11 protein-coding genes are annotated in these 19,730 nt (G+C 68.2%); 7 read left to right on the forward strand and 4 right to left on the reverse strand.

The genetic code is table 11. The features are described from left to right. The coding region (locus CAP_RS32090) for an RNA repair domain-containing protein (RefSeq protein ID WP_044247864.1) at positions 1-1,748 on the reverse strand (1,748 nt) is incomplete at its 3' end. 9 nt (positions 1,749-1,757) lie between these two features. After that, the gene (locus CAP_RS32095; RefSeq protein ID WP_081865489.1) at positions 1,758-3,650 is read right to left on the reverse strand and encodes an RNA ligase family protein; all 1,893 of its coding nucleotides are present in this window, start codon (positions 3,648-3,650) and stop codon (positions 1,758-1,760) included. Between the two features lie 289 nt (positions 3,651-3,939). Between CAP_RS32095 and CAP_RS32100 the strand changes: the two genes are divergently transcribed. Further along, a complete protein-coding gene (locus CAP_RS32100; RefSeq protein WP_044247866.1) occupies positions 3,940-4,197 on the forward strand; it encodes a beta/gamma crystallin domain-containing protein in 258 nt (85 codons plus the stop codon). Further along, positions 4,194-4,505, forward strand: coding sequence for a hypothetical protein (locus tag CAP_RS32105; protein WP_044247868.1), 312 nt, complete (start codon positions 4,194-4,196; stop codon positions 4,503-4,505). The genes CAP_RS32100 and CAP_RS32105 overlap by 4 nt, the downstream gene beginning before the upstream one ends. A gap of 387 nt (positions 4,506-4,892) precedes the next feature. On the opposite strand, the gene CAP_RS32110 is transcribed toward CAP_RS32105, so the two are convergent. Further along, entirely contained in the window at positions 4,893-5,162 is a 270-nt protein-coding gene (locus CAP_RS32110; RefSeq protein WP_156041328.1) for a hypothetical protein, read from the reverse strand. A 142-nt stretch (positions 5,163-5,304) separates the two neighbouring features. On the opposite strand from CAP_RS32110, the gene CAP_RS45985 reads away from it, so the two are divergent. Further along, positions 5,305-7,512 carry a 2OG-Fe(II) oxygenase gene (locus CAP_RS45985; protein ID WP_052376418.1) on the forward strand — a complete coding sequence of 736 codons (2,208 nt, stop codon included), beginning with the start codon at positions 5,305-5,307 and terminating at the stop codon, positions 7,510-7,512. A 71-nt stretch (positions 7,513-7,583) separates the two neighbouring features. Here the strand turns inward: CAP_RS45985 and CAP_RS51215 are convergent, their stop codons facing one another. Beyond that, positions 7,584-7,745, reverse strand: a complete 162-nt coding sequence (locus CAP_RS51215; RefSeq protein ID WP_156041329.1) for a hypothetical protein — start codon at positions 7,743-7,745, stop codon at positions 7,584-7,586. Between the two features lie 729 nt (positions 7,746-8,474). Between CAP_RS51215 and CAP_RS32125 the strand changes: the two genes are divergently transcribed. The 4 genes from CAP_RS32125 (at position 8,475) to CAP_RS32140 (ending at position 18,721) form a co-directional block, all read left to right on the forward strand. Further along, entirely contained in the window at positions 8,475-10,604 is a 2,130-nt protein-coding gene (locus CAP_RS32125) for a DUF2169 family type VI secretion system accessory protein (RefSeq protein ID WP_081865490.1), read from the forward strand. Between the two features lie 22 nt (positions 10,605-10,626). Then, positions 10,627-14,610 carry an RHS repeat-associated core domain-containing protein gene (locus CAP_RS32130; RefSeq protein ID WP_044247875.1) on the forward strand — a complete coding sequence of 1,328 codons (3,984 nt, stop codon included), beginning with the start codon at positions 10,627-10,629 and terminating at the stop codon, positions 14,608-14,610. A 463-nt stretch (positions 14,611-15,073) separates the two neighbouring features. Continuing rightward, on the forward strand, positions 15,074-17,413 hold the full coding sequence (locus tag CAP_RS32135) for a type VI secretion system Vgr family protein (protein ID WP_231511807.1): 2,340 nt from the start codon (positions 15,074-15,076) through the stop codon (positions 17,411-17,413). Between the two features lie 6 nt (positions 17,414-17,419). Beyond that, positions 17,420-18,721, forward strand: coding sequence for a hypothetical protein (locus tag CAP_RS32140; protein ID WP_044247877.1), 1,302 nt, complete (start codon positions 17,420-17,422; stop codon positions 18,719-18,721). The last annotated feature ends 1,009 nt before the right edge of the window (positions 18,722-19,730 follow it).

Consider the following 19,730-nt stretch of genomic DNA (forward strand, 5'->3'; position numbering starts at 1 on the left):
GCGCCGGGGCTTGCGGCGCCGGGAGCGAAAGGCGCCGCGGCCTCGACCGCCCAGCGCGTGGCGCCGCTGCCCAGCGCGACCTGGGCCCGCGCCTGCATCGGCTCGGCGCCGCGCCGCGACAGCAGGACCAGCTCGCCGACAGAAGCCTCCCGGCGGCCCAGCCGGGCGGCCCAGTCGGCTTGAACGCGCACCGTATCGTCCCCGCGCTCCATGCGCTCCCCGCGCTCCCCGCGACCCAGCGTCAGGTGCGGCGTGTAGCCCTCGGCGCGTCCCCGGCAGCGCGGAAAGCGGCGCACGAGCGCCTCGTGCAGCCGCGCCCAGGGCGCCGCGCCGGAGGCGGCGGGGTCCAGCCAGACCGTGGCGTCTTCGCTGTGCTGGAACCCGCGCGTGCCCTCGAGCACCGCGGTGAAGGGCCCGACCTCGCGCGCCGCCGCCGCGATCAGCGGCAGCGCCGCCTCGAAGCGCGACTCGGGCACGAAGCCGAACAGGAGGTTCACGTGCGGCGGCCAGCGGTCGACCTGCGGATCGTGCACCGCCCGGATCGCCTGGATCTCGGGCCAGAGCGCCTCGGGTGGCACCCAGGCCAGGGCCGTGCGCGCGGTCGGCGCGGTGTCCAGCGCCTCCCCGGCCTCCTCGCCCGCGGAGATCTCCACGCGGACGCCGTAATGGTCGGACAGGAACAGGCCCTCCGGCGAGACCGGCGCGGCCCCCTCCAGCGCTGCGGCCACGGCGCGCAGCGTGGCCCCGCGGACCAGCACCCGGTCCAGCCGGAGGGCGCGGCCGCTCCGCGACGAGACGGCGGCCAGCGGGTTGACCGTGGGATCGAAGGTGGGTGTCACGTCGTCCGCGCCGCGGGCTTCCAGCCACGCGTCCCTCATCCCCAGCGTCGCGGCCGGTCCCGGTCCGCCGTCGTTGAGATCGCCCAGCAACACCCGATCGCCCTCCACCGCGCCCAGCCCCGCGGAGAGCGCCGCGAGTTCGGCCTCGCGGCGCAGGGGCCCGTCCTGCGAGTGATCGCTGGTCAGGTGCGTGGCCACCACCACGAGCGGTTGCCCCGCGAGCGCCACCGTCATCGCGACCACCGCCTTGTGCGGCCCCAGCGCGTGCCACCCGACCTCGATCACAGGCAGCCGGCAGAGCAGCAGGAGGCCCGCGGTGTCCACGTCGCGGCCACGCGGCCCGTCGCTCAGCGTGTACCCGGCGCGGACCCAGCCCTCGGCGAGCAGCATCTCGAGCAGCGGCAGCTCGACCTCCTGCAGCGCGATCACGTCGGCGTCCGCGCGGCGCAGCGCCTCGACCAGCAGCGGCCGGCGCCGCGCCGTATGGATGCGCTCGGCGTCGTAGCGATCCCACAGCGTGTTCCACGTGAGCAGCCGCAGCCGTGACGTCGCCCCCGGCGTGAAGGTGGGCGCCGCGGTCTCCGCCTTGCCCCAGCAGCCCTGCGCGGGGTCCCAGCGCATGCCCGAGCGCGGCGAGAAGAAGGGAGGCCGCAGCCGCTGCGGCGCGCGCACCAGGCCAGCCTGCGTCTCATCCAGGCAATCCACGCCCGCGAGGCGGTCCCAGACCACCTCGCCGTCGGCCTCGATGACCACCACCCGGTGCCACGGGATGTCGCCCCCCGGCACGAAGGCGGGCAAGGGAATGCGCTTTGGCTCGGCCGCGTGCACGTTGATGCCCAGCACGAAGCGCGCGGGATCGAAGCGCGCGTCCCAGCGAATACGGTTGTAAATCTCCTCGCTCGTGCGCATGGCGTGTCCTCAGGGTTCCTCGCGCTCCGGCCGCTCCGGCCGCTCCGGCCGCTCCGGCCGCTCCGGCCGCTCCGGACCGAAAAGCGTACCTTCAGAATCGGCGACGCGGCCCGCGGCGTCGATATACCAGGTGCGGTGCGCGTCGCCTGGATACGGCGGCGCGAAGCGCTCCATCTGGGCAGCCAGCACCGCGTCCGGCACGCGGTGCGTCCGGCGGGCGTTGCGCTCGGCCAGCACGGCCTGGGGCACCAGGAAGACCGCGCAGGTGACCAGCGCGTCCCTTCGCCGCGCGACGGAGAGCGGCAGCGAGCGTTGCTGCGCCGTCAGCGCGGTGGCGTCCCAGACCACGCTCTGACCGGCGGCGAGGAGCCCATCGAGGCGCTCGAGCCCCTCGCGCAGGACCTCCGCGTTCGCCCCCTGATCGGCGCGGCTCCCCCGCGCGGCGCGCAGCTCGTCCAGGGAGACGCGCGCGGCGCCTGCCAGCGCTCGCTCCACGAAGCTGCTCTTGCCGCTGCCCGGCGGCCCCACCGTCACGACCAGGCGCGGGAACCGCCCCGCGCGCCAGCGAAACCCGTACGCCGCGGCCTCCTCGGGGCTGTGCAGCCGCCCCTCCACCCAGGCCTCGGCCGCCTCGGCCCAGCAGCGATCCTGCGCGTCCACCTCCAGCGCGCCGAGCGCCTCGCGCAGCCCCTCGCAGAGCGGCGCGAGCGGCGCCTCCTCCAGCAGGCCCGCCTCCGCGGCGTGCAGCTCGCTCCAGGCGACCTGCTCGCGCGCAGCGTCGACCTCCGGCCCGCGCCGCCCGGCCAGCGTGGCGGCCGCGACCGCGTGCAGCGCCCCGAGATCGGCGGCGCGGACCATGCGCATGAGGCCCGCGCGGCGCCGCTCGTCCGGGAACGGCGCGTGGAGCCGCCCGTGCAGCCCGACCAGGTCCCCCACCCTGCGCCCGAGCGGCATCCCGAGCGCCGCCGGCAGGTGCGTCATCAGCGTGACCCGCGGCCACCCGTGCAAGAGCGCCCCGAGCACGCCCGCGAGGCGCGCATCGCCGGCGCGGCCCAGGACATCCAGGCGCGCCGCCGCGTCGAGGACGGCGGCCTCTGCGTGGTCTGCGTGGTCTGCGTGGTCTGCGTGGTCTGCGCGCTCGCCCCGGGCGCCAGCCGGCTCCCCCGCGCCAGCCGGCTCCCCCGCGCCAGCCGGCTCCCCCGCGTCGGCCGGCAGGCGCAGCGCGCGCAGCAACGCAGCAGCCTCCGGCGCCGCGCCCGAGCGCACGTCCCACAGCGCCGCGCCCGGGCCGCGGCCGTTCGGGACCACCGGCTTGAGCATCCAGTGCTCGTCGGTCTGCACGTGGCCCGAGCGCACCCACTTCGCCACGCTCCGGGGGAACTGCTCGCGCGAGAACCCTCGGGCCGTGCGCACCACATAGCCTTCCTGCCGGCTCAGATCGAGGCGCAGCGCTCGGAGCGCGCGCTCGTTCATGGTCCCACGCCACAGCACCGGCGGGACCGGCACGCCCAGGCGGCGCGCGAAGCGCACGGTCGCGTCCCAGTCCAGGCAGCGGTCCTCCCCGGTCCAGACCGAGAACGCATAGAACCAGCTCTCCAGCCCGTCGTAGGCGATGGAGTGGCGCGCGTAGAGGTTCTCGCCGGAGACGCGAAAGCCAGGTGGGATCCGCGGAGCGATGCGCCCATGGAGGGCCTTGACCCAGGCGCGCGACGGGTGGTGCGCCGAGTCCAGCGACCGCGCGTGCAAGCCATCGCGGTACAGCGTGGTGTTCTCGCCGTCGAGCTTCTCGGTGACCACGATCTCCTGGCCCTCAAGGCCGGAGAGGTCCGCGGCGCGCATGTCGTCCGGGGTCGCGCCAGGCGACCAGGGAAGGTGCGGCGTACGTGGGTAGCGGACACGCATGGCGGGAGGTGAAGTCTAGTTCAGGTTCTGCGTGCGGGACCTGCGTGAACCGCACGATGTCCGCCCCGCTCACCGTGTCATCGAAGGGCACGACGCGGTGCGCGATCGTCGCGGCGCAGCGCGGTGCAACCCTCGGGAAGCTCGGCGCGGTCCACCGCCATGAGACCTTGGTCCCATGGTCCCAGGGCAGAGAGCCATCTACATGGGAGACACACCCAAGGTGGCGGTGCAGCTCTCCGAGGCTCGGCCGCCCACCGGAACAACGAGTCTTTCGTGAAGGGAGAACCCCATGTCACTCACGGCAACGGATAAGCGAGAACCTGCATTCGACGAGGTGATTTTCTTCACCGCGCGAGACTTCGGCGGCCAGGGCTATCTGGCGAAGATTGGCAGCCGGGTCGACGTCTGGAGAGAGCACAACGCGCTCAGCGACCGGCTGCTGTCGGTGAAGATCGGCGCATCCTGCACCGTCACCGCCTACTGGGCCGCAGGCTTCGGCACGCCTTCCAAGCAGTTCACTGCCGATACCGCGAGGGCCGCCGGATGACGCTCAAGAGCTCCGAGTTCCCTGAAGCCGGCGAGAACGGCGTCGTGCAGCCCAACCCCGAGCCGCTACCCGGCGTCGATCCTGCGACTCCTCGCGTGTTCACCGTGCTGAGGGACAGGAACGACGAGGCGCATCCACAGGCCGTCGCGATCGATGTCAGGAGGCCCAGCGGCGAGTACGAGGACATGGGCGCCGCGATGCACATCTACTGGGAGGCAGGCAGCGCCCGCATCAAAGATGTCCTCGGCTGGCCCACGAACCTGCATCATGAGCAGGACGGCTCGACCATCCACTTCGCATGGCGTTGAGCGCGTAATGCCTTTAGAGGGGGTGCTATCAGGCCCCTTTTTTCCGAACGAACGGATGCACCCTGGTCCCCGAGGCATCCCCGCCTTGCCCTGCCGGGCCGTGACACGCATCGGCCCCCTGGCACCGGCACCGGCAACGATGCACCCCTTGCCGTTCTCATTCACACGGCAGGGGCTCGCGCCCCCGCCCCCCGTCGAGCAAAGCTCGTCGGGCCCCCCACGCCGCGATCCACCCGCAGTTTCCAGAGCGCTTTGCCGCTTCGGGCCTGACGCCCGTCGCCTCGGGAAGCGGACAATGGCCCCAAGCACGTGTCGCGGCGGCGCTCGGGAATCTCGCCACGCGTCCCATCACGGACATTCTCATCGTCTTCGGGGGTTGGGGCTCCATCAGCGCCGGGGAACCTCTGCCGCGTGGTCGTTCCCGCCGGGGGCGCCATTCAGGTGTGCGATCTCGTGGACGATGGTCCCTGCAATGGCCCAGCGCCCCATCCGGAGCGCGAGCGGGGTGAGGACGATGTCATGGAGATAGCTGGGGTCCGTCCAGCCCCAGTCTCTGTGGTTGCCGGCCTCGTAGTTGACGTAGACGCCCATGTTGACGATCTCCGTGAACGAGTACCGCGCGGCAGCGTCCTGAACTCCTGCTCGCACGACTCGCACCCCAGGATCCTGGTCACCAGCAGATCGATCCCCCGCTGCACCTGGCCGACGCGGCCACCGTCCTCGTGTCAGCCGGTCGTCTGCGGCCCCCGGGACCTTTGCCGCGCGCCTGGCCGCCCCCGCGGACACGCTCGACGTCGAGGTGACGGGCATCGGCCGGCTCCGCTTCCCCCTCACCCCCCGTGACGCCCGCAAGCTCCGCAGCGTCGCGCGCCCCTCGCCCTTCGGCCTGCGCGAGCAGACGCTCCACGACCCCACCGTGCGCAACACCTGGGAGATCGCGCCGGGCCAGGTGAAGATCGCCACCCGACGCTGGAAGCCTGCGCTCGCGAGGCACCTGCGCACCCTCCAGGCCGAGCTCGGCTTCCCCGAGGGGTGCACGCTCGACGCGGTCTTCGACAAGCTCCTCCTCTACGAGCCGGGTCAGTTTTTCAAGCCTCACCAGGACTCCGAGAAGAGCGACGACATGGTGGCCACCCTCGTCGTGCTCCTGCCCTCGCAGTACAGCGGCGGCACCCTGACCGTGGAGCACCGCGGCGAGAAGAAGACCTTCCGGCGCCTTGAAGGCCAGATCAAGGACCTCTCCCTGCTCGCCTTCTACGCCGACTGCACCCACGCGGTGAGCCCGGTCAAGAGCGGCGTCCGGGTGGCGCTCACCTACCGCCTGCTGCGCGGCGCGCGCTCGACGTACGCCCCCCCGCCGCCGCACACCGACCTCGTGGATCAGCTCACCGAGGCCGCGCGCGAGCACTTCGCCGTGCCCCTCCTCAGCCGCTACGGCCAGACCGAGCCCGCCCCCCCGGAGCGCCTCGTCCACCTCCTCGACCACGAGTACACCCAGCGCAGCCTCTCCTGGGACCACCTCAAGAACGCCGACGCCCTGCGCGTCGCCGCCCTCCGGGCCGTCGCCGAGCGCCTCGACTGCGTCTGCTTCCTCGCCCTCGCCGAGGTCCACGAGCTGTGGACGTGCGAAGACGACCACCAGGGCCTTCGCTACGGGTATGGCTGGGATGACGCCGAGGACGACGCCGACGAGACCGACGCCTACACCCTCACCGATCTCGAGGAGACCGACATCGAGCTTCACCACTGGCTGGACGCCGAAGGCAAGCGCCTGGAGGGCATCCCCGCGCTGGTCGGCCCGGAAGAGCTCTCCCTCACCCGCCCCTGCCAGGATCTCGCGCCGTTCCGGAGCGAGCACGAGGGCTACCAGGGCAACTACGGCAACACCGTCGATCGCTGGTACCACCGCGCCGCCTTCGTGATGTGGCCCCGCAGCAACACCTTCGCCCTGAAGGCCCAGGTGTCCCCCGAGTGGGCCGTGGACGAACTGCTGGCGCTCCCCCCGGCGAGCGCCCCCGCGCTCACCTCCAGGATCAAGGCCCTCCTCCCCCGCTGGGCGCACACGGCCGGAGCCGTCGAAGAGCCTCGCTTCTTCGCCAAGCTGCTCAAGCTCTCCACCCGCATCAAGGACCCCGCCCACGCCCACGCCTGGCTCCACCCCCTCGGCGCCCACCGCCTCCAGAACCAGGCCATGCGCCGCGACCTCGTCACCCTGGTCGACAAGCACGGCGTGAGGTGGGCCAAGGACCTCTTCACCGAGTGGACGAAGCGCCCCACCTGGGACACCCCCCTCTGGGCGCCAGGCCTCGCCGACCTCTGCGAAGCCCTGTGCGTGAGCCGGCTCCCTTCCTGCGAAGCGCTCGCCACGTGGCTCCTCGACCGCGAGGCAAAGGCCGCGCGCGAGCGCTGCCTCACCGCCCTGAAGCTGCAGCAACCCTGGCTCGACCTCGACGGCTTCGCCGAGCCCTCGACGCACCTGGCCCACGTCCTCGCCGCCGCCGCCGCCGCGTCCGCCTCCGGCTGCCTCGACCAGACCATGACGTTCCTCCTCGACGCGTCCCGGCGCCTCTCCACCCCCTTCTTCCTGCACCTCATGCAGACCTGCTTCGCCAGGTCCCCCGCGCTCCGCGCCCACCTCACCGGCTCCCCCCTCCACCGCGCCTGCGCCGAGCGCCTCGCCGCAGTCCTCGACGCCCCGGCCCGCGCCCCCGACGACTGGAGGATCGTGCACCCCCTGCGCTGCACTTGCACCGACCGCGAGGTGCTCTCCCGGTTCCTCCAGTCCCCGGACCAGGATCTCGACTGGCCCCTGAACAAGCAGCGCCGCCAGCACCTCCATCACGTGCTCGACGCCGCCAAGCTGCCGGTCCTGCACACGACCCTCCGGCAGGGAAGCCCCCAGGTCCTGCAGCTCCGCAAGGACCCGTCGCTGTTCACGCGCGAACGCGCCTACCGCGCGCGCGTGAAGGCCCTGGCGAGCGCTCTGCCCGCCCTCCCTGCGCGATGAGGGGGCACCGTCACCATCGGTGTTGGGTTCTGAGCCATCGCCAGCTCATTCCGCTGCCGAGAGCCCCAGGCTCAGGGCTTCTTGGGCTTCAGGTCGGGAGGGGACCGTTCGTGCTCTTCGACGTGCACCGTCTTCGGTCCGGGCTTCGGATAGATTCTCCCGTCCGGCGGAACCGGTGAGGGCTTCGACCTCTCATGTTCCTCCACATGCACGGGCTTGGACTTGTCGCTCATGATTCACGGCCTCCGATCTCTGCTCAGCGTGTCGCGCTCCAGGGAGTCGAGCTCCCCGAGCATGTCTGCAGCATCGATGTGGAAAGTCCTCGAACGCCGCGAGCTGCCTCGTCGCGGACCTCCTGTCGACGCCGCCGTGACCGGAAGCCTCTCCAAAGTGCATGCCAGGAGCGACTCGCTGGTGGAAGCTCACGGTCCTCTCACCGTGAACCGCGGGCAGGTCATGCCCGGACCGCGGCTTCTGCGCGATCTGGGAGGACTCACGGAGGCGCGAGCCACCGTGGGACACGACCTCGAGGCACCTCGCATCGCCGACGCGCTGGCCAGATGTGGCCCGAAAACCGGCTCTACTCTGCCTGCAGGCCAGTTGTGACCTGCATCCAAGGACGACGCGAGCCCCCTCAGGCCGAACAGGAAACGGTTTCTAGCGTTCGGACTGTGGTGTAGTGTGTGCTGGGCCACGCTGCCGGGCATCTCGTCCCGGTCATGAGGTGCGGATGATGTCGAGGAAGCGACAGACCTCGCCGTTACACGCAGGCATGCTCGGTTCGAGCTGCCCTGAAGGAGACTGCCAGGAACCGTCCTGCATCTCCAGGAACAGCAGCCTGCGAGCCGCGGCCTGCACCGCGTACCACGCCGCGCGTGCTCTCGCCGAACCTCTTCCCAACAGGAACCACTTGATTCTCGCGCTCCCTTCCCGCGTGCGCGCGAGGGTCACTCTTCAGCTCCATGGCGGAGATCCCTGTGCCCAATCAACCCATTGAAACGATTCCGCTGGAGTCACGACTGGCATTGCCGGCCATCGCATTCGTGTGGCAAGCGGAGGGCAGCCGCAAGGTGCTCACCGTCGTGTGCAAGACGACGTACGAGCTATGCCCTGGCGTCTCGCCACTCGCGCCAGATCAGGACGATGTCCTGTTGCAAGACATCCACTGGGCCGGGGACACCTCGAACAGTGTATGGGCGCCCAGTGATCTGGTGCCCTTCAAGCGGCGTGTGGATGTTCTCGTCACCGGACACGCCTATCCGCCGCCGGGACAGCCCGTTCACGCGATGCTGGCGCGGCTGACCCTCGGCGCCATCGACAAAGCCGTCGAGATCTACGGGGATCGGAGCGTCCTTCCCGGTGGAGTGGCTTCGCGGCCTGCGGCGATCTCCAGGGTCGCGCTGTGCTGGGAGCGCGCCGCTGGTGGACCCGGTACGATGAACCCTGCGGGAATCGCGGTCGCTGCGCTGGACGGGTCGGAAGAGCGGGGCTGGGTCCCGAACCTTCAGCCTCCCGGCCTCGACATGGCGAGCCTGCGTGACCCCATCCCGCCTGCAGGGATGGGGCCCATCGCCCCCGACTGGCCGCATCGCATGCAGAAGCTCGGCCGCGCTGCCGCTTTCTGGGATCACCGGACCTGGCACGCGCACCCCCTGCCCGACGAGGTGGACGCCAGCTACTTCAACAGCGCGCCTGCGGACCAGCAGGTAGATCACCTCGCGCTCAACGAAACCCTCGTGCTCGAGCATCTGCACGCCGAGCACCCGCGCCTCGTGACCCGGCTCGAGCAGGTCGTGCCCCACGCCACCCTCCGGCGAGCGGCGCACCCGGAGCAACCGATTCACCTCCGCTGCGACACGCTGTGGATCGACACCGATCGCGGGGTCTGCTGCGTCACGTGGCGAGGCTCGGTTCCGCTGGAGCGGCCCGGAGGCGCCTCGGTTCACCTGACCGCCGAGGGGCCCCACCTCGCCTCGCTGACGGCGGAGAGAGCGGCTGCGCGTGGGGGACAGGCCCTCACGTCCGAAGAGCCTCGCCCCGAGGGCGGGTTCCCGGAGCGCTTGCCGCAGCCGATGGCCGAGACCATCACCGGAGGACTTTCATCCACTGTCCAAGCCCCCCTTCTCCCCTTCATGCCTGCCACCGTCGGAGTGGGCCTGAGCGCGACACCGTCGGTCACGATCCGTGAGTCCAGGGCCACCGGAGAGGATGACGACATGAGCGGCACCCTGCCGGCGCCGCTCGTGGTGACGACGAAAGCTCTGCCTTTCGGCACGCAAGACACTCCGGGACCCGTACTACCGGAGCAGATCGCCAGGCCAGGCGCACCTGCCCTGCTCGCACCGCTCGCCGGACCAGGAGGGCCTACCCCTCAGCACCCGTTCTCGGCACGGAGCGCTCTCGTGGAGCCTCCTCCGGTTGCAGGACCGAGCCAGCCTGTGTTGCCACCCCTGGGCGCAGCGCCGCTTCCTCCACCGCTGGGGCAAGTCACCGCGACCGAAGACGAGCCGGGGCCAGCCTCCGAGAGCGAGGTGCGGACACTCCCGCCGCCTCCCCTCGTCAACGCCGGGGTGATGGTCCCCACCACGTCCGAGCCGGTAGCGTCTCAAGCGGTCGAGCCGGCCGCATCCACCATCGATCCCGAGGCATTCACCATCGAGCGGTGGGCCGAGCTCACCGCCGAGATGGACAAGGGACAGCGCTCGCGGGCGGCGCTGCTCCGGGCGCAGGAGCTGACAGAGGTCGATCTCACCACCGTCGAGCGGCACTGGAAGACGGCCCTCGACAGCGAAGCGAAGAGCGGCGGCTTCGCGCTCCGAGCGAGGCACGACACGGCCTACGTGGGCGCGCTGGAGCGACTCCGGGGGCGGCCCCTATCGGCCCCCGAATACGCGCGACTTCTCGCCACCACCGACCGCAAGCAGCTCCCACCGACGCTCCAGGAACTGGAGATGCCGGCCGCCGCGCACCTGCCCATCGTCCGCCTGTGGACCGGGAAGCTCGCGCGCGATCCGAAGCTGTCCTTCGAGATGATCCAGGCAGTCGCTGCCCTCCGCGGCGGCACGCCAGGGTCAACACCGGCAATGCCCTGAGTCTGCAGCGGAGGATCCCCCCATGCCCCAGGCCGCCAAGTTCTTCGACCCTGTCCTCGGCATCGATCTCCACCTCGTTGTGGTTCCGCCCTCCCCAGCGCCGGTGCCGCTCCCTCACCCTTTCATCGGCATGGTCTTCGACCCGATCGGCGTCCTGATCGGGGCTGCGATGTCCGCCGTCTTCGGCGGCGGCGGTCCTGTCTTCGTGAACGGGCTCCGCATCGGGAACACCGGTACGGATGTCGTCGCTGTCCCGCACTTCCCCACGCCCCCGGGCGTCTCGTTCCATCCGACAGACATCCCTGACAACGAGGGCACCCTCGTGACCGGCGCGAAGACGGTGAAGTTCGAGGGCATGTCCGAGAGCCGGAACGGCTCGATGGTGGCGAGCTGCAACTTCCCGCTCAACCTGCCGACCTCCCTGTGCCTGGCGGTCGCGACGGGCGATCCCGTGAACGTCGGCGGCCCGGAAGCCGTGGACTGGCTGGCAGCGATCACCCGAGGGATCCGCACCAAGTGGTTCTCCGGGGTGCTCCACAAGGTCACGAAAGCTGCCGAGGGTTCCTGGCTGAGCAAGCTCATTTGCTTCCTGACGGGCCACCCGGTCGACGTCATGACCGGCATGGTCCTGACCGACAGGATCGACGTCGACCTCCCCGGGCCCCTGCCGCTGACGTTCGAATGCAACTACTACAGCCGGGATCGCTATGTCGGGCCCCTCGGCCAGGGCTGGCACCATCCCCTCGACGCCCATGTGATCGAGGACGACATCGAGGTGCGCGTGCGACTCGCGGATGGCCGCGAGCGCCTCCATGACCGTCTCGAACCCGGACAGTCGTTGTGGGACGACCTCGATCGATACACCCTGGCCCGGACCGAGCACGGATACCGGCTCACGACCTGGGATGGCATCGCGTACGACTTCAGCACCATGCCCGGCGCTGCCCCGCGGGGTGGCGAGCGCAGCAGCACCTTCCTGCTGCTCCGCGTCTCGGACCGCTGCAACAACACGATCCAGCTCACCTACGAGCGAGGACTGCTGCGGCAGATCCTCGACTGTGTTGGCCGCAGACTGGAGGTGGCGCATACGCCGGAGGGTCGCCTGGCGAGCATCTCCTGCAACCAGGTCACGCTCGCTCGCTATAGCTACGATGGCGCATTCCTGGTCGGCGTGACAGACCCGCTCGGCCACACCATGCGGTACGTCTACCGCGGTGGCGTGCTGGTCCGCGAGACCAACAAGAACGGGCTCTCGTTCTACTTCGAATACGACTGGGAGAACCCCGACGGCTGGTGCGTCCGGACCTGGGGCGATGACGGGATTTACGACAGGCGCATCCGATACGATAAGGCACGCCACACGACCATCGTGGATGACGGGAGGGGTGGGCGCACGCATTACTTCGGGAATGAGGCGGGGCTCGTCGATCGGGAGATCGATCCCACTGGCGTGGAGAAGCGCTACGAGTGGGACCAGCATTGCCGCAAGGTCGCAGAGATTGACGGTTTGGGGAACCGGACCGAGTGGGAATACGATGAGAGGGGGAATACCATCCTGGAGAGAAACACGCTCGGCGAGGAGACGCGGCGCGCATTCAATGCCTTCAACCTCCCGGAGGTCGTCATCGATGCGGCCGGGAGCCGCTGGAAGGTCGAGTATGATCATCGAGGAAAGCCGACCCGGCTAACCGATCCCCTCGGCCACGCGCGACGATACAACCATGACCGGCGCGGTCTGCTGAAGGAGAGCGAGAACCCCCTCGCCCAGACCTTCGCGTTCATCTACGACGACCGCGGCGAGCTGGCCGAGACCAGGGATCCGGAAGGCGGGCGCACCCGCCGTGCATGGGACGACTTCGGCAGGCTTCTGACGTACACCGATCCCGCGGGCAGAGAGACCGCCTTGACGTGGGATGCATGCGGCCGGCTGAGCGAGCTTCGCTTTCCGGATGGAGGCGTCGAGCGCCGCGCCTACGACCCCGAGGGCAACCTCGTCGAGCGCATCGACACGCTGGGCAACACCAGCCGGTACCGCTACGGTGGGTTCAACCGGCTGGTGGAGCAGATCGACGGCGAGGGATACTCCGTCCATTACCATCACGACGTCGAGGAGGACCTGGTCGGCCTCACCAACCAACTGGGCGAGACCTACCGACTCGACGTCGACCTGGCCGGGCGGGTGGTGCGTGAAGTGGGTTTCGATGGTCGGACGCTGGCGTTCCGGTACGACCGCGCTGGCCGCTGCATCGAGTCGGTGAACGGTCTCCAGAAGATCACCAGGCTGGAGCGCGACGCACTGGGCCGCATCATCCGTCAACTCGTCCCCGGCAGGCCGACCCCGGACCGCCCGCTGCCCCCTCCCGAAGAGGTGCTGTTCGTCTACGATGCGCGCGGCGACCTGGTGCGCGCCCGGAATGCTGACGCCGACGTGCTGTTCGAAAGGGACGCGCTCGGTCGTGTGACCGTGGAGCGGGTGGGCGACATCGCCATCGAGAGCCGCTACGACGCCGCGGGGAGGCGCGTGCTGCGCCGCACGAGCCTCGGACACGTGACGGGCTATGACATCGATGGAAACGGCCGCCTGCGTGGGCTGGCAGTCCTGCCGGACGAGGCATGGATGGACTTCAACCCGGTGGCGCTGCACGGGGGCGTGCGCCCGGAGCGCGCTCCCTGGTCGATGCGCATCACGCGCGACGCCACCGGCGCAGAGATCGAGAGACAGCTTCCTGGCGGCGTGGTGGCGCGCTGGGATCATGACATCGCGGGGCGACCTGCGGTGCATCAGGTGTTGCATATCGGCAAGCAGAAGCTCCATCGTGCGTACACATGGCGCTCGGATGAGCAGATTGCAGCGATTGCCGACGCGCAAAAAGGCATCACCCACTACGAGCATGATCGGCGTTCGTACTTGGTGGCTGCTCATCACGCGGCTGATGTGACGGAATACCGTGTCCCGGACCCTGCCGGTAATCTCTTTCGGACGCCCGATCGCTCTGATCGCACCTACGCTCATGGCGGTGTGCTCAAACGAGCTGACGGCGTGACCTGTTTGCACGATGATGACGGGAACCTGATCGAGAAGCTGCTTCCTGGTGGAAACCGCTGGGCCTATCAGTGGGACGGGGCTGGCCAGCTCCGTGAAGTCGTGCGACCCGATGGGCAGCTCGTAACATTTGTGTACGATGCCCTGGGACGGCGGGTGGGTAAGCACTTTGGCGGGCAAATGACTACATACGTCTGGGATGGCAATGATGTTGTGCACGAGGTGCGACCAGGGCTTGGAGTAACCACATGGGAGTTTGAGCCTGACACGTTCGCGCCAGTTGCAAAGACCGACGGAGAGCAACGTTATGGCGTTGTTACGGATCATCTGGGCGTGCCACTTGCAATATTTGACGATGCGGGCGAGATCGCTTGGAGGGCGCAGCTCAACACCTATGGAGTGGCGCGGGCTGATATGGCGCGCACCTCGTGCCCTTGGCGCTGGCCGGGGCAATACGAGGACGAGGAGACAGGACTTTTTTACAACAGATTCCGATACTACGACCCTGAAAGTGGCAGATATGTTAGCCAAGATCCAATCCGGCTACTCGGGGGAATTAACTCTTATCGATACACCTTCAATCCAACGTTGAATATCGACCCTCTTGGCCTCATAGACCCCTGGGACATCTTGTTTACTCAAGACTCAATAGGAGAGACCTTCACGCATGGTGATTGGGCAGGTAGGCCGCTGTCTGAAGCTATCGCAGAGACAAGGGATCTAGGGAGACTGCCAGAGGGGTTGGAACTAAAGGTCATGCAGTTGAATGACGATTGGGTTACGCTTAATAATCGCACCCTCTATGTTGTACAAGAGGCTGGGTTGAGCCAAACTCATCCCGAGAACGTGGGGGACAAGGGATTGAACACGCTCAATAAATTGCTCGACGGCAAAGCTCCTCTTCCGTACGATGAGCAGCCACATGTTCGCAGGAATCCGCCGCCCACCAGCGGTTGTGACTAGTCTAAACATGGAGAGGGATCATGGATAGGCAGCTTTGGACTGGCGCGCTCACGTTTCGTTGTCCTGAAGATCCGAATAGTCATTTTGGAATCGTTGCTGCGCAATGTGCTCCGAGTGCCAGTGGGTCTGTTACTGTAATTCTCAATAAATCAATGATTTCTATAGAAGAAATTGAAGGTGGAGTCCGGCTCTCACTTCCTGAATCATGGGCCGTCGAACTCGCAAAAAATGTCGAACTCACCGCTATGCGTCTCTCACACCTGCGTAGCTTGAACAGATTGGGACTTCTAAACGATAGCGCCTTCGTTAACGAAGCGTCTAAAATCTAAGCTTTATTTTGGTTTGGCTGGAAGGTAGCCAGGGTCGAATAAGCACATTGTGCCGGAGATTTATGGCCATCGACTTCACTTTCGCATTCGAGTCTGCCGCCGGCCCTTCGGGACCCTTCTCTCATCTCCGCGTGGTGGCGCTTTCCGGTCGCGAGGCGATCTCTGCCCTCTACCGCTACACGCTCGTCCTTTGTGCCCGCGAGCCTGCCCTGCCCGTGGATCCCGACGACCTCGTCGGGCAGCGCGCCACGCTCCGCATCCTCACCCAGACCGAGCCGCAGGTCCGGTACGTGCACGGCATCGTCACGGAGGCCGAAGAGAGCGGCTCCGCGTCCTCCAGCATGCTCTACCAGGTCACGCTGGAGCCGCCGCTGGTGCGCCTGGCCCACCGCACACGCAGCCGCATCTTCCTCGAAAAGACGACCCGTCAGATCCTCGAGGAGGTGCTCCTCGGCGACCCCTTGATGGCTGCAGGCGACGTCCCCTTCCAGACGGGCGACTCCCTTGAGGGCTCCTTCATCCCTGCGGCGGAGCAGTTCGCCTTCCGCTTGCTCGATCCCCGGCGGATCACAGACGTCACCACGCGATCTTACTGCGTCCAGTACAACGAGAGCGACCTCGCCTTCCTCTCGCGCCTGCTGGAAGAGGAGGGATTGCGTTATCACTTCGAGAACAGCGATTCGACCTGCCTGCTGGTCATCTCCGACAACGATGCGGGCGCCCTGCGTCACAATCCCTCCCTCCCGATCGGCGCGGAGATGATGGGGCGCGAGCTCACGTCCATCCAGCTCGGCCGACGCCTCCGCGCGTCGAAGGTCTCGCACACAGATTACAACTGGAAGAAGCCGTCACTCTCCATGGCCGTCGATGTGCCGTCTAAAGGTGCGGGGGGCGACCTGTTCGAGTCCACCTACCCGGGGCTCTACCCCGACGCGCCCGATCAAGGGAAGCCGCTGGCGGAGGCACGCCTCGGTCGTCTGCAGAGCGAGGCGCGGTATGCGCTGCTGTCGTCCACGTGCCGCGCGCTATCTGCGGGCTCCATCATCCGGGTGGATCACGCCAACGACCGCTACGATGGCGAGTACCTGGCCACCGCGCTCGATGTCCGGGGGGAAACGCCCGGGGAGCTACCGCCAGGGCTGAGCGTACCGCTCACGGGCACGCCCTACAGCGCGCGCATCGAGTGTGCGCGGCGCGGGAAGAACGGCTCTCCGGCAGAGACCGGATTCAGGCCGGCACGCATCACCCCGAAGCCGTGCATCGTGGGGTCGCAGACCGCTTTCGTGACGGCGGAGCCGTCGAACCAGGGGGCCGAGATCCATGTGGGAGGGCCACCAGGGGCCGAGATCGGGTGTGTGCGGCTCAAGTTCCACTGGGATCTGGAGGTCGAGCGGCACGCGAAGGAGCCGACGTCGTGCTGGGTGCGGGTGAGCCAGATGTTTGCGGGGGTCGGGGAAGGCGGGGTGTGGCACCCGCGGGTGGGGACGGAGGTGGTCGCCGAGTTCCTCGACGGGGACCCGGACCGACCAATGGTGACGGGGCGGGTGTACAACGGGAAGAACAGGCCGCCGGCGCCCGGGAGCGGCTCGCCCACCATCAGCACCTTCAAGTCGATGTCGAGCCCGGGGGGCGGGGTCCACAACGAGCTCATGTTCGACGATGCGGCTGGGAATGAGCAGGTCAAGCTGCACGCCGGCAAGGATTACAACGCGGAGGTGGGGCACGATCGGTCGGAGTCGATCACCAACAACAGCACGTCGAGCGTGGGCGTGGATCGTACGGAGTCGAGTGGCAACAACCGCTCGACGTCCGTGGGAGTGAACAACACGGAGACCGTGGGCAACACGGAGAGCGTCTCCATCGGGGTGATGCAGAACGTGTCGGTCGGGAACACGCAGATGATCGGGGTGGGGGTCAACCAGAGCCTGTCGGTGGGCGTGAATCAGATGGTCAACGTGGGAGTCACGCAGATCGAGAGCATCGGGGCGGTTCGCTCCGTCACCGTGGGGGTGAGTGACTCTCTGGTGGTGGGTGCGAGCCAGTCCATCGCGGTCACCGGGCACCGGAGCGATGCGGTGCTGGGAACCGTGGACGAGAGCGTGGTCGGCGCGAAGACGGTCAACATCGTGGGGCCGAGCACGGAGTCGATCCTGGGGCCGCAAACGCTGATGGTGACCGGGCCGCAGAGCTACACGGTGGTCGGGCCGGTGTCGCGCGTCGGCACGCTCAACATGGACGAGACCGTGGCGCTCAATGCCACCGTGAGCGCGGGCGTCAACCTCACCCTGGGGGCGGGCGCGCAGGCGGCGCTGGGAGCACCCGCGGTGTTCGTCAACGCGGAGGGAGAGCTGGTGCTCACGGGTGGAGGGGCCACCATCAAGCTCAGCGGTGCAGGTGTGGAGATCTCGGGCGCCACGGTCAAGATCTCGGGTGGGAGCGTCGATGTCACCGGCGGTACGATCAACCTGAACTGAGGCGATGTGGATCCGATCACCGTCGCGACGAAGCGGTTTCTGCAGGAGCTCGAGCGTCACTGGAAGCGGCACCCGGGCGGCGTGGCGCGACTCGTGGCGCGGGTGAGCGACCGGGTGCACCTGATCAAGGCGCTACGGCTTGCCGAGTACGAGCCCTCGAACCGGCGGCCGCTCTTCGTGTTCGAGGCCGGGTTCGAGGCTGCGGAGATCTACTTTGCCGGGCTCTGCCAGCAGGTGACGAGCGATTACGAGCTGGTTCGGAAGGGTGCGGCCGAGGAAGGGGTGACACTTGCGCCTCTGGACGCGCCGACACGCTCTCCCGCGCTCACGCCCGAAGCTCATGCGATGGCGGTTCTGGCCGCCGCAGGGGAGCGGCTGGGTACACATCTCGATGGGGCATTCGTTGCGCTGGTCCCGAAAGCGACTGCGGACACCGAGGCATGGCGTCGGTCCATGGAGCGCCTGTCGCGGACCACCCGGCTTCCTTCGTTGCGCATGGCCGTGCTGGATCCAGAGGATGGGCCGCTCGTGGGTGTGCTCGGGTCGGAGGGGGCACGCTTCTCGTTCGATACCGATGAGCTGTTCGATTTCGTCGAGCAGCAGACGAACCGGACATCGGCAGGCCCTCCAGTACCTCCAGGGCCTTCCGTCGCATCAGGGCAACGCGCTGGCGTCGGGCAGGCGCCAGGCCGCGAGGCAGTGAAGCCCGAAACGGCCGCTGCGCTTCAGGCACTCTTCCTGAAGGGTGCTCGGGGAGCCGCGAAGAACGACTTCGGGGCGGCCGTTGCTGCCTATCGGAGCGCACGCGACCTCTGCCATGACCAGGGCCTTGCGCAAGAGGAAGCGATGGCGGCATTCGCGCTGGGTGGTGCGCACCTTGCTGCCGGGAACCGACCGATGGCGCAGGTCACCTACGGGCAGGCGGCATTGCTCGCCGCGCAGGAGAAGCTCTGGCTGATGTCGTGCCAGGCCAAGCTGGGCGAGGCCGGTGTGGGCTGGATGGAGCAAGACTTCGGACGCGCGGCGCGCGCCTATGCGGAGGCGGCCTCGCTGGCGAAGAGGGGAGAGATGGTGCCGCTCTACATCGAGGCTCGGCGCATGGAGGGCCTGTGTCACCAGCATCGAGGTGCTGAGCCGGAGGCGATCGTGGCCTGGCGCAAGGCGGTCGAGGAAGGGACCGTCGCAGAGGAGCCGGCGCGGCGCGCGAGTACGTTCCGTGAGGTGGTCACGGCACTCGCCGACCTGCTCGAGGAACGAGGTCTACGGCCGCAGGCCATTCATCTGCGTTCCCTCCTGGATGAGTCGTAGGACGAAGCGGAGCGAGCCACCGACGAAATGGCTGAGCGATTCAGGAACCAGCCATGCGTCAGCGCTGGGACGGGTACTCCCTCGGATGCGGGTGATGTGTTGATGTAATCCGATTCACGTCTGGCTATTCCTCCTTCACAGGAGCGATTGCCGCGCCGGCAGGAGGAGCCTTCGCCTGGACTCCAAGACATTTCGTGTCCACGCGACTCTCCGACCACGAGCACGAACCCGCGGCGCGTCCACACGAACGTCATTCCCGTGGCGACGAGATTCCCAGCGCGCACACGGAGGCCATGCACGTCCTCGGGGAGGCGCTTCCCGTGGACACGAAGCGCCTTCACGTCGACACGATCTGCGGAGCGCGGACATGGAAGAACTCCGTGCCGACGCGACCGTCGTCCCCGTGGACGCGACCCGCGCTCCGTGGACATGAAGTGCCTTCGTGTGCGCACGGGTTTCTTGGCGGGGACACGAACCCGAGTCCTGTGGGACGCGAACCGGGGCTCCGTCACCACAGATCCCGGTCCCGTGGACTGGAAGGGTCCTTACCGTCGACACGAAGGAACTTCACGTCAACACGAAGATCGTTCGTGTGAACGGGAACGACCCTTCCCGTCGACGTGAAGATCCTTCGTGTCGACGAAGAGATGGTTCGCGTCCGCTGGGCGGTGGTGTGCGCCTGGGACGGGCAAAGCCGTGTCCAGGCAACCATCTCCTGTATCCAGGGCCGCCTGCTCCGCGTCACTGAGGTCCTGCAGGGCGCCGGTGCGGTGAGAGGGGTCACCACCGGCATCGTTCCGGCGCGCGCCGCGAGCCCCTGCATCCAGCCGGCGTCGTTCCCAGGGGAGGCCGGGAGAAGGGCATGCCAACCGGCGTTGTTTCGGGACATGGTGGGGCGTCAGGGAGCCCGACCGGCGTTGTTCCGGGGCTCAGGCGGGAAAGAGGCGTGCCAACCGGAGTTGTTCCGGGGCGCGGCGGGGGGTCGGGTACGCCGACCGGCGTTGTCCCG

Origin of the sequence: Chondromyces apiculatus DSM 436 (genome assembly GCF_000601485.1) — a bacterium.
Lineage (GTDB): Bacteria > Myxococcota_A > Polyangia > Polyangiales > Polyangiaceae > Chondromyces > Chondromyces apiculatus.

Bases quoted from the DNA above. Each gene is read 5' to 3' on its own strand.
- CAP_RS32095 (WP_081865489.1), bottom strand. From the start codon at position 3,650: ATGCGTGTCCGCTACCCACGTACGCCGCACCTTCCCTGGTCGCCTGGC.
- CAP_RS32100 (WP_044247866.1), top strand. From the start codon at position 3,940: ATGTCACTCACGGCAACGGATAAGCGAGAACCTGCATTCGACGAGGTG.
- CAP_RS32105 (WP_044247868.1), top strand. From the start codon at position 4,194: ATGACGCTCAAGAGCTCCGAGTTCCCTGAAGCCGGCGAGAACGGCGTC.
- CAP_RS51215 (WP_156041329.1), bottom strand. From the start codon at position 7,745: ATGAGCGACAAGTCCAAGCCCGTGCATGTGGAGGAACATGAGAGGTCG.
- CAP_RS32125 (WP_081865490.1), top strand. From the start codon at position 8,475: ATGGCGGAGATCCCTGTGCCCAATCAACCCATTGAAACGATTCCGCTG.
- CAP_RS32130 (WP_044247875.1), top strand. From the start codon at position 10,627: ATGCCCCAGGCCGCCAAGTTCTTCGACCCTGTCCTCGGCATCGATCTC.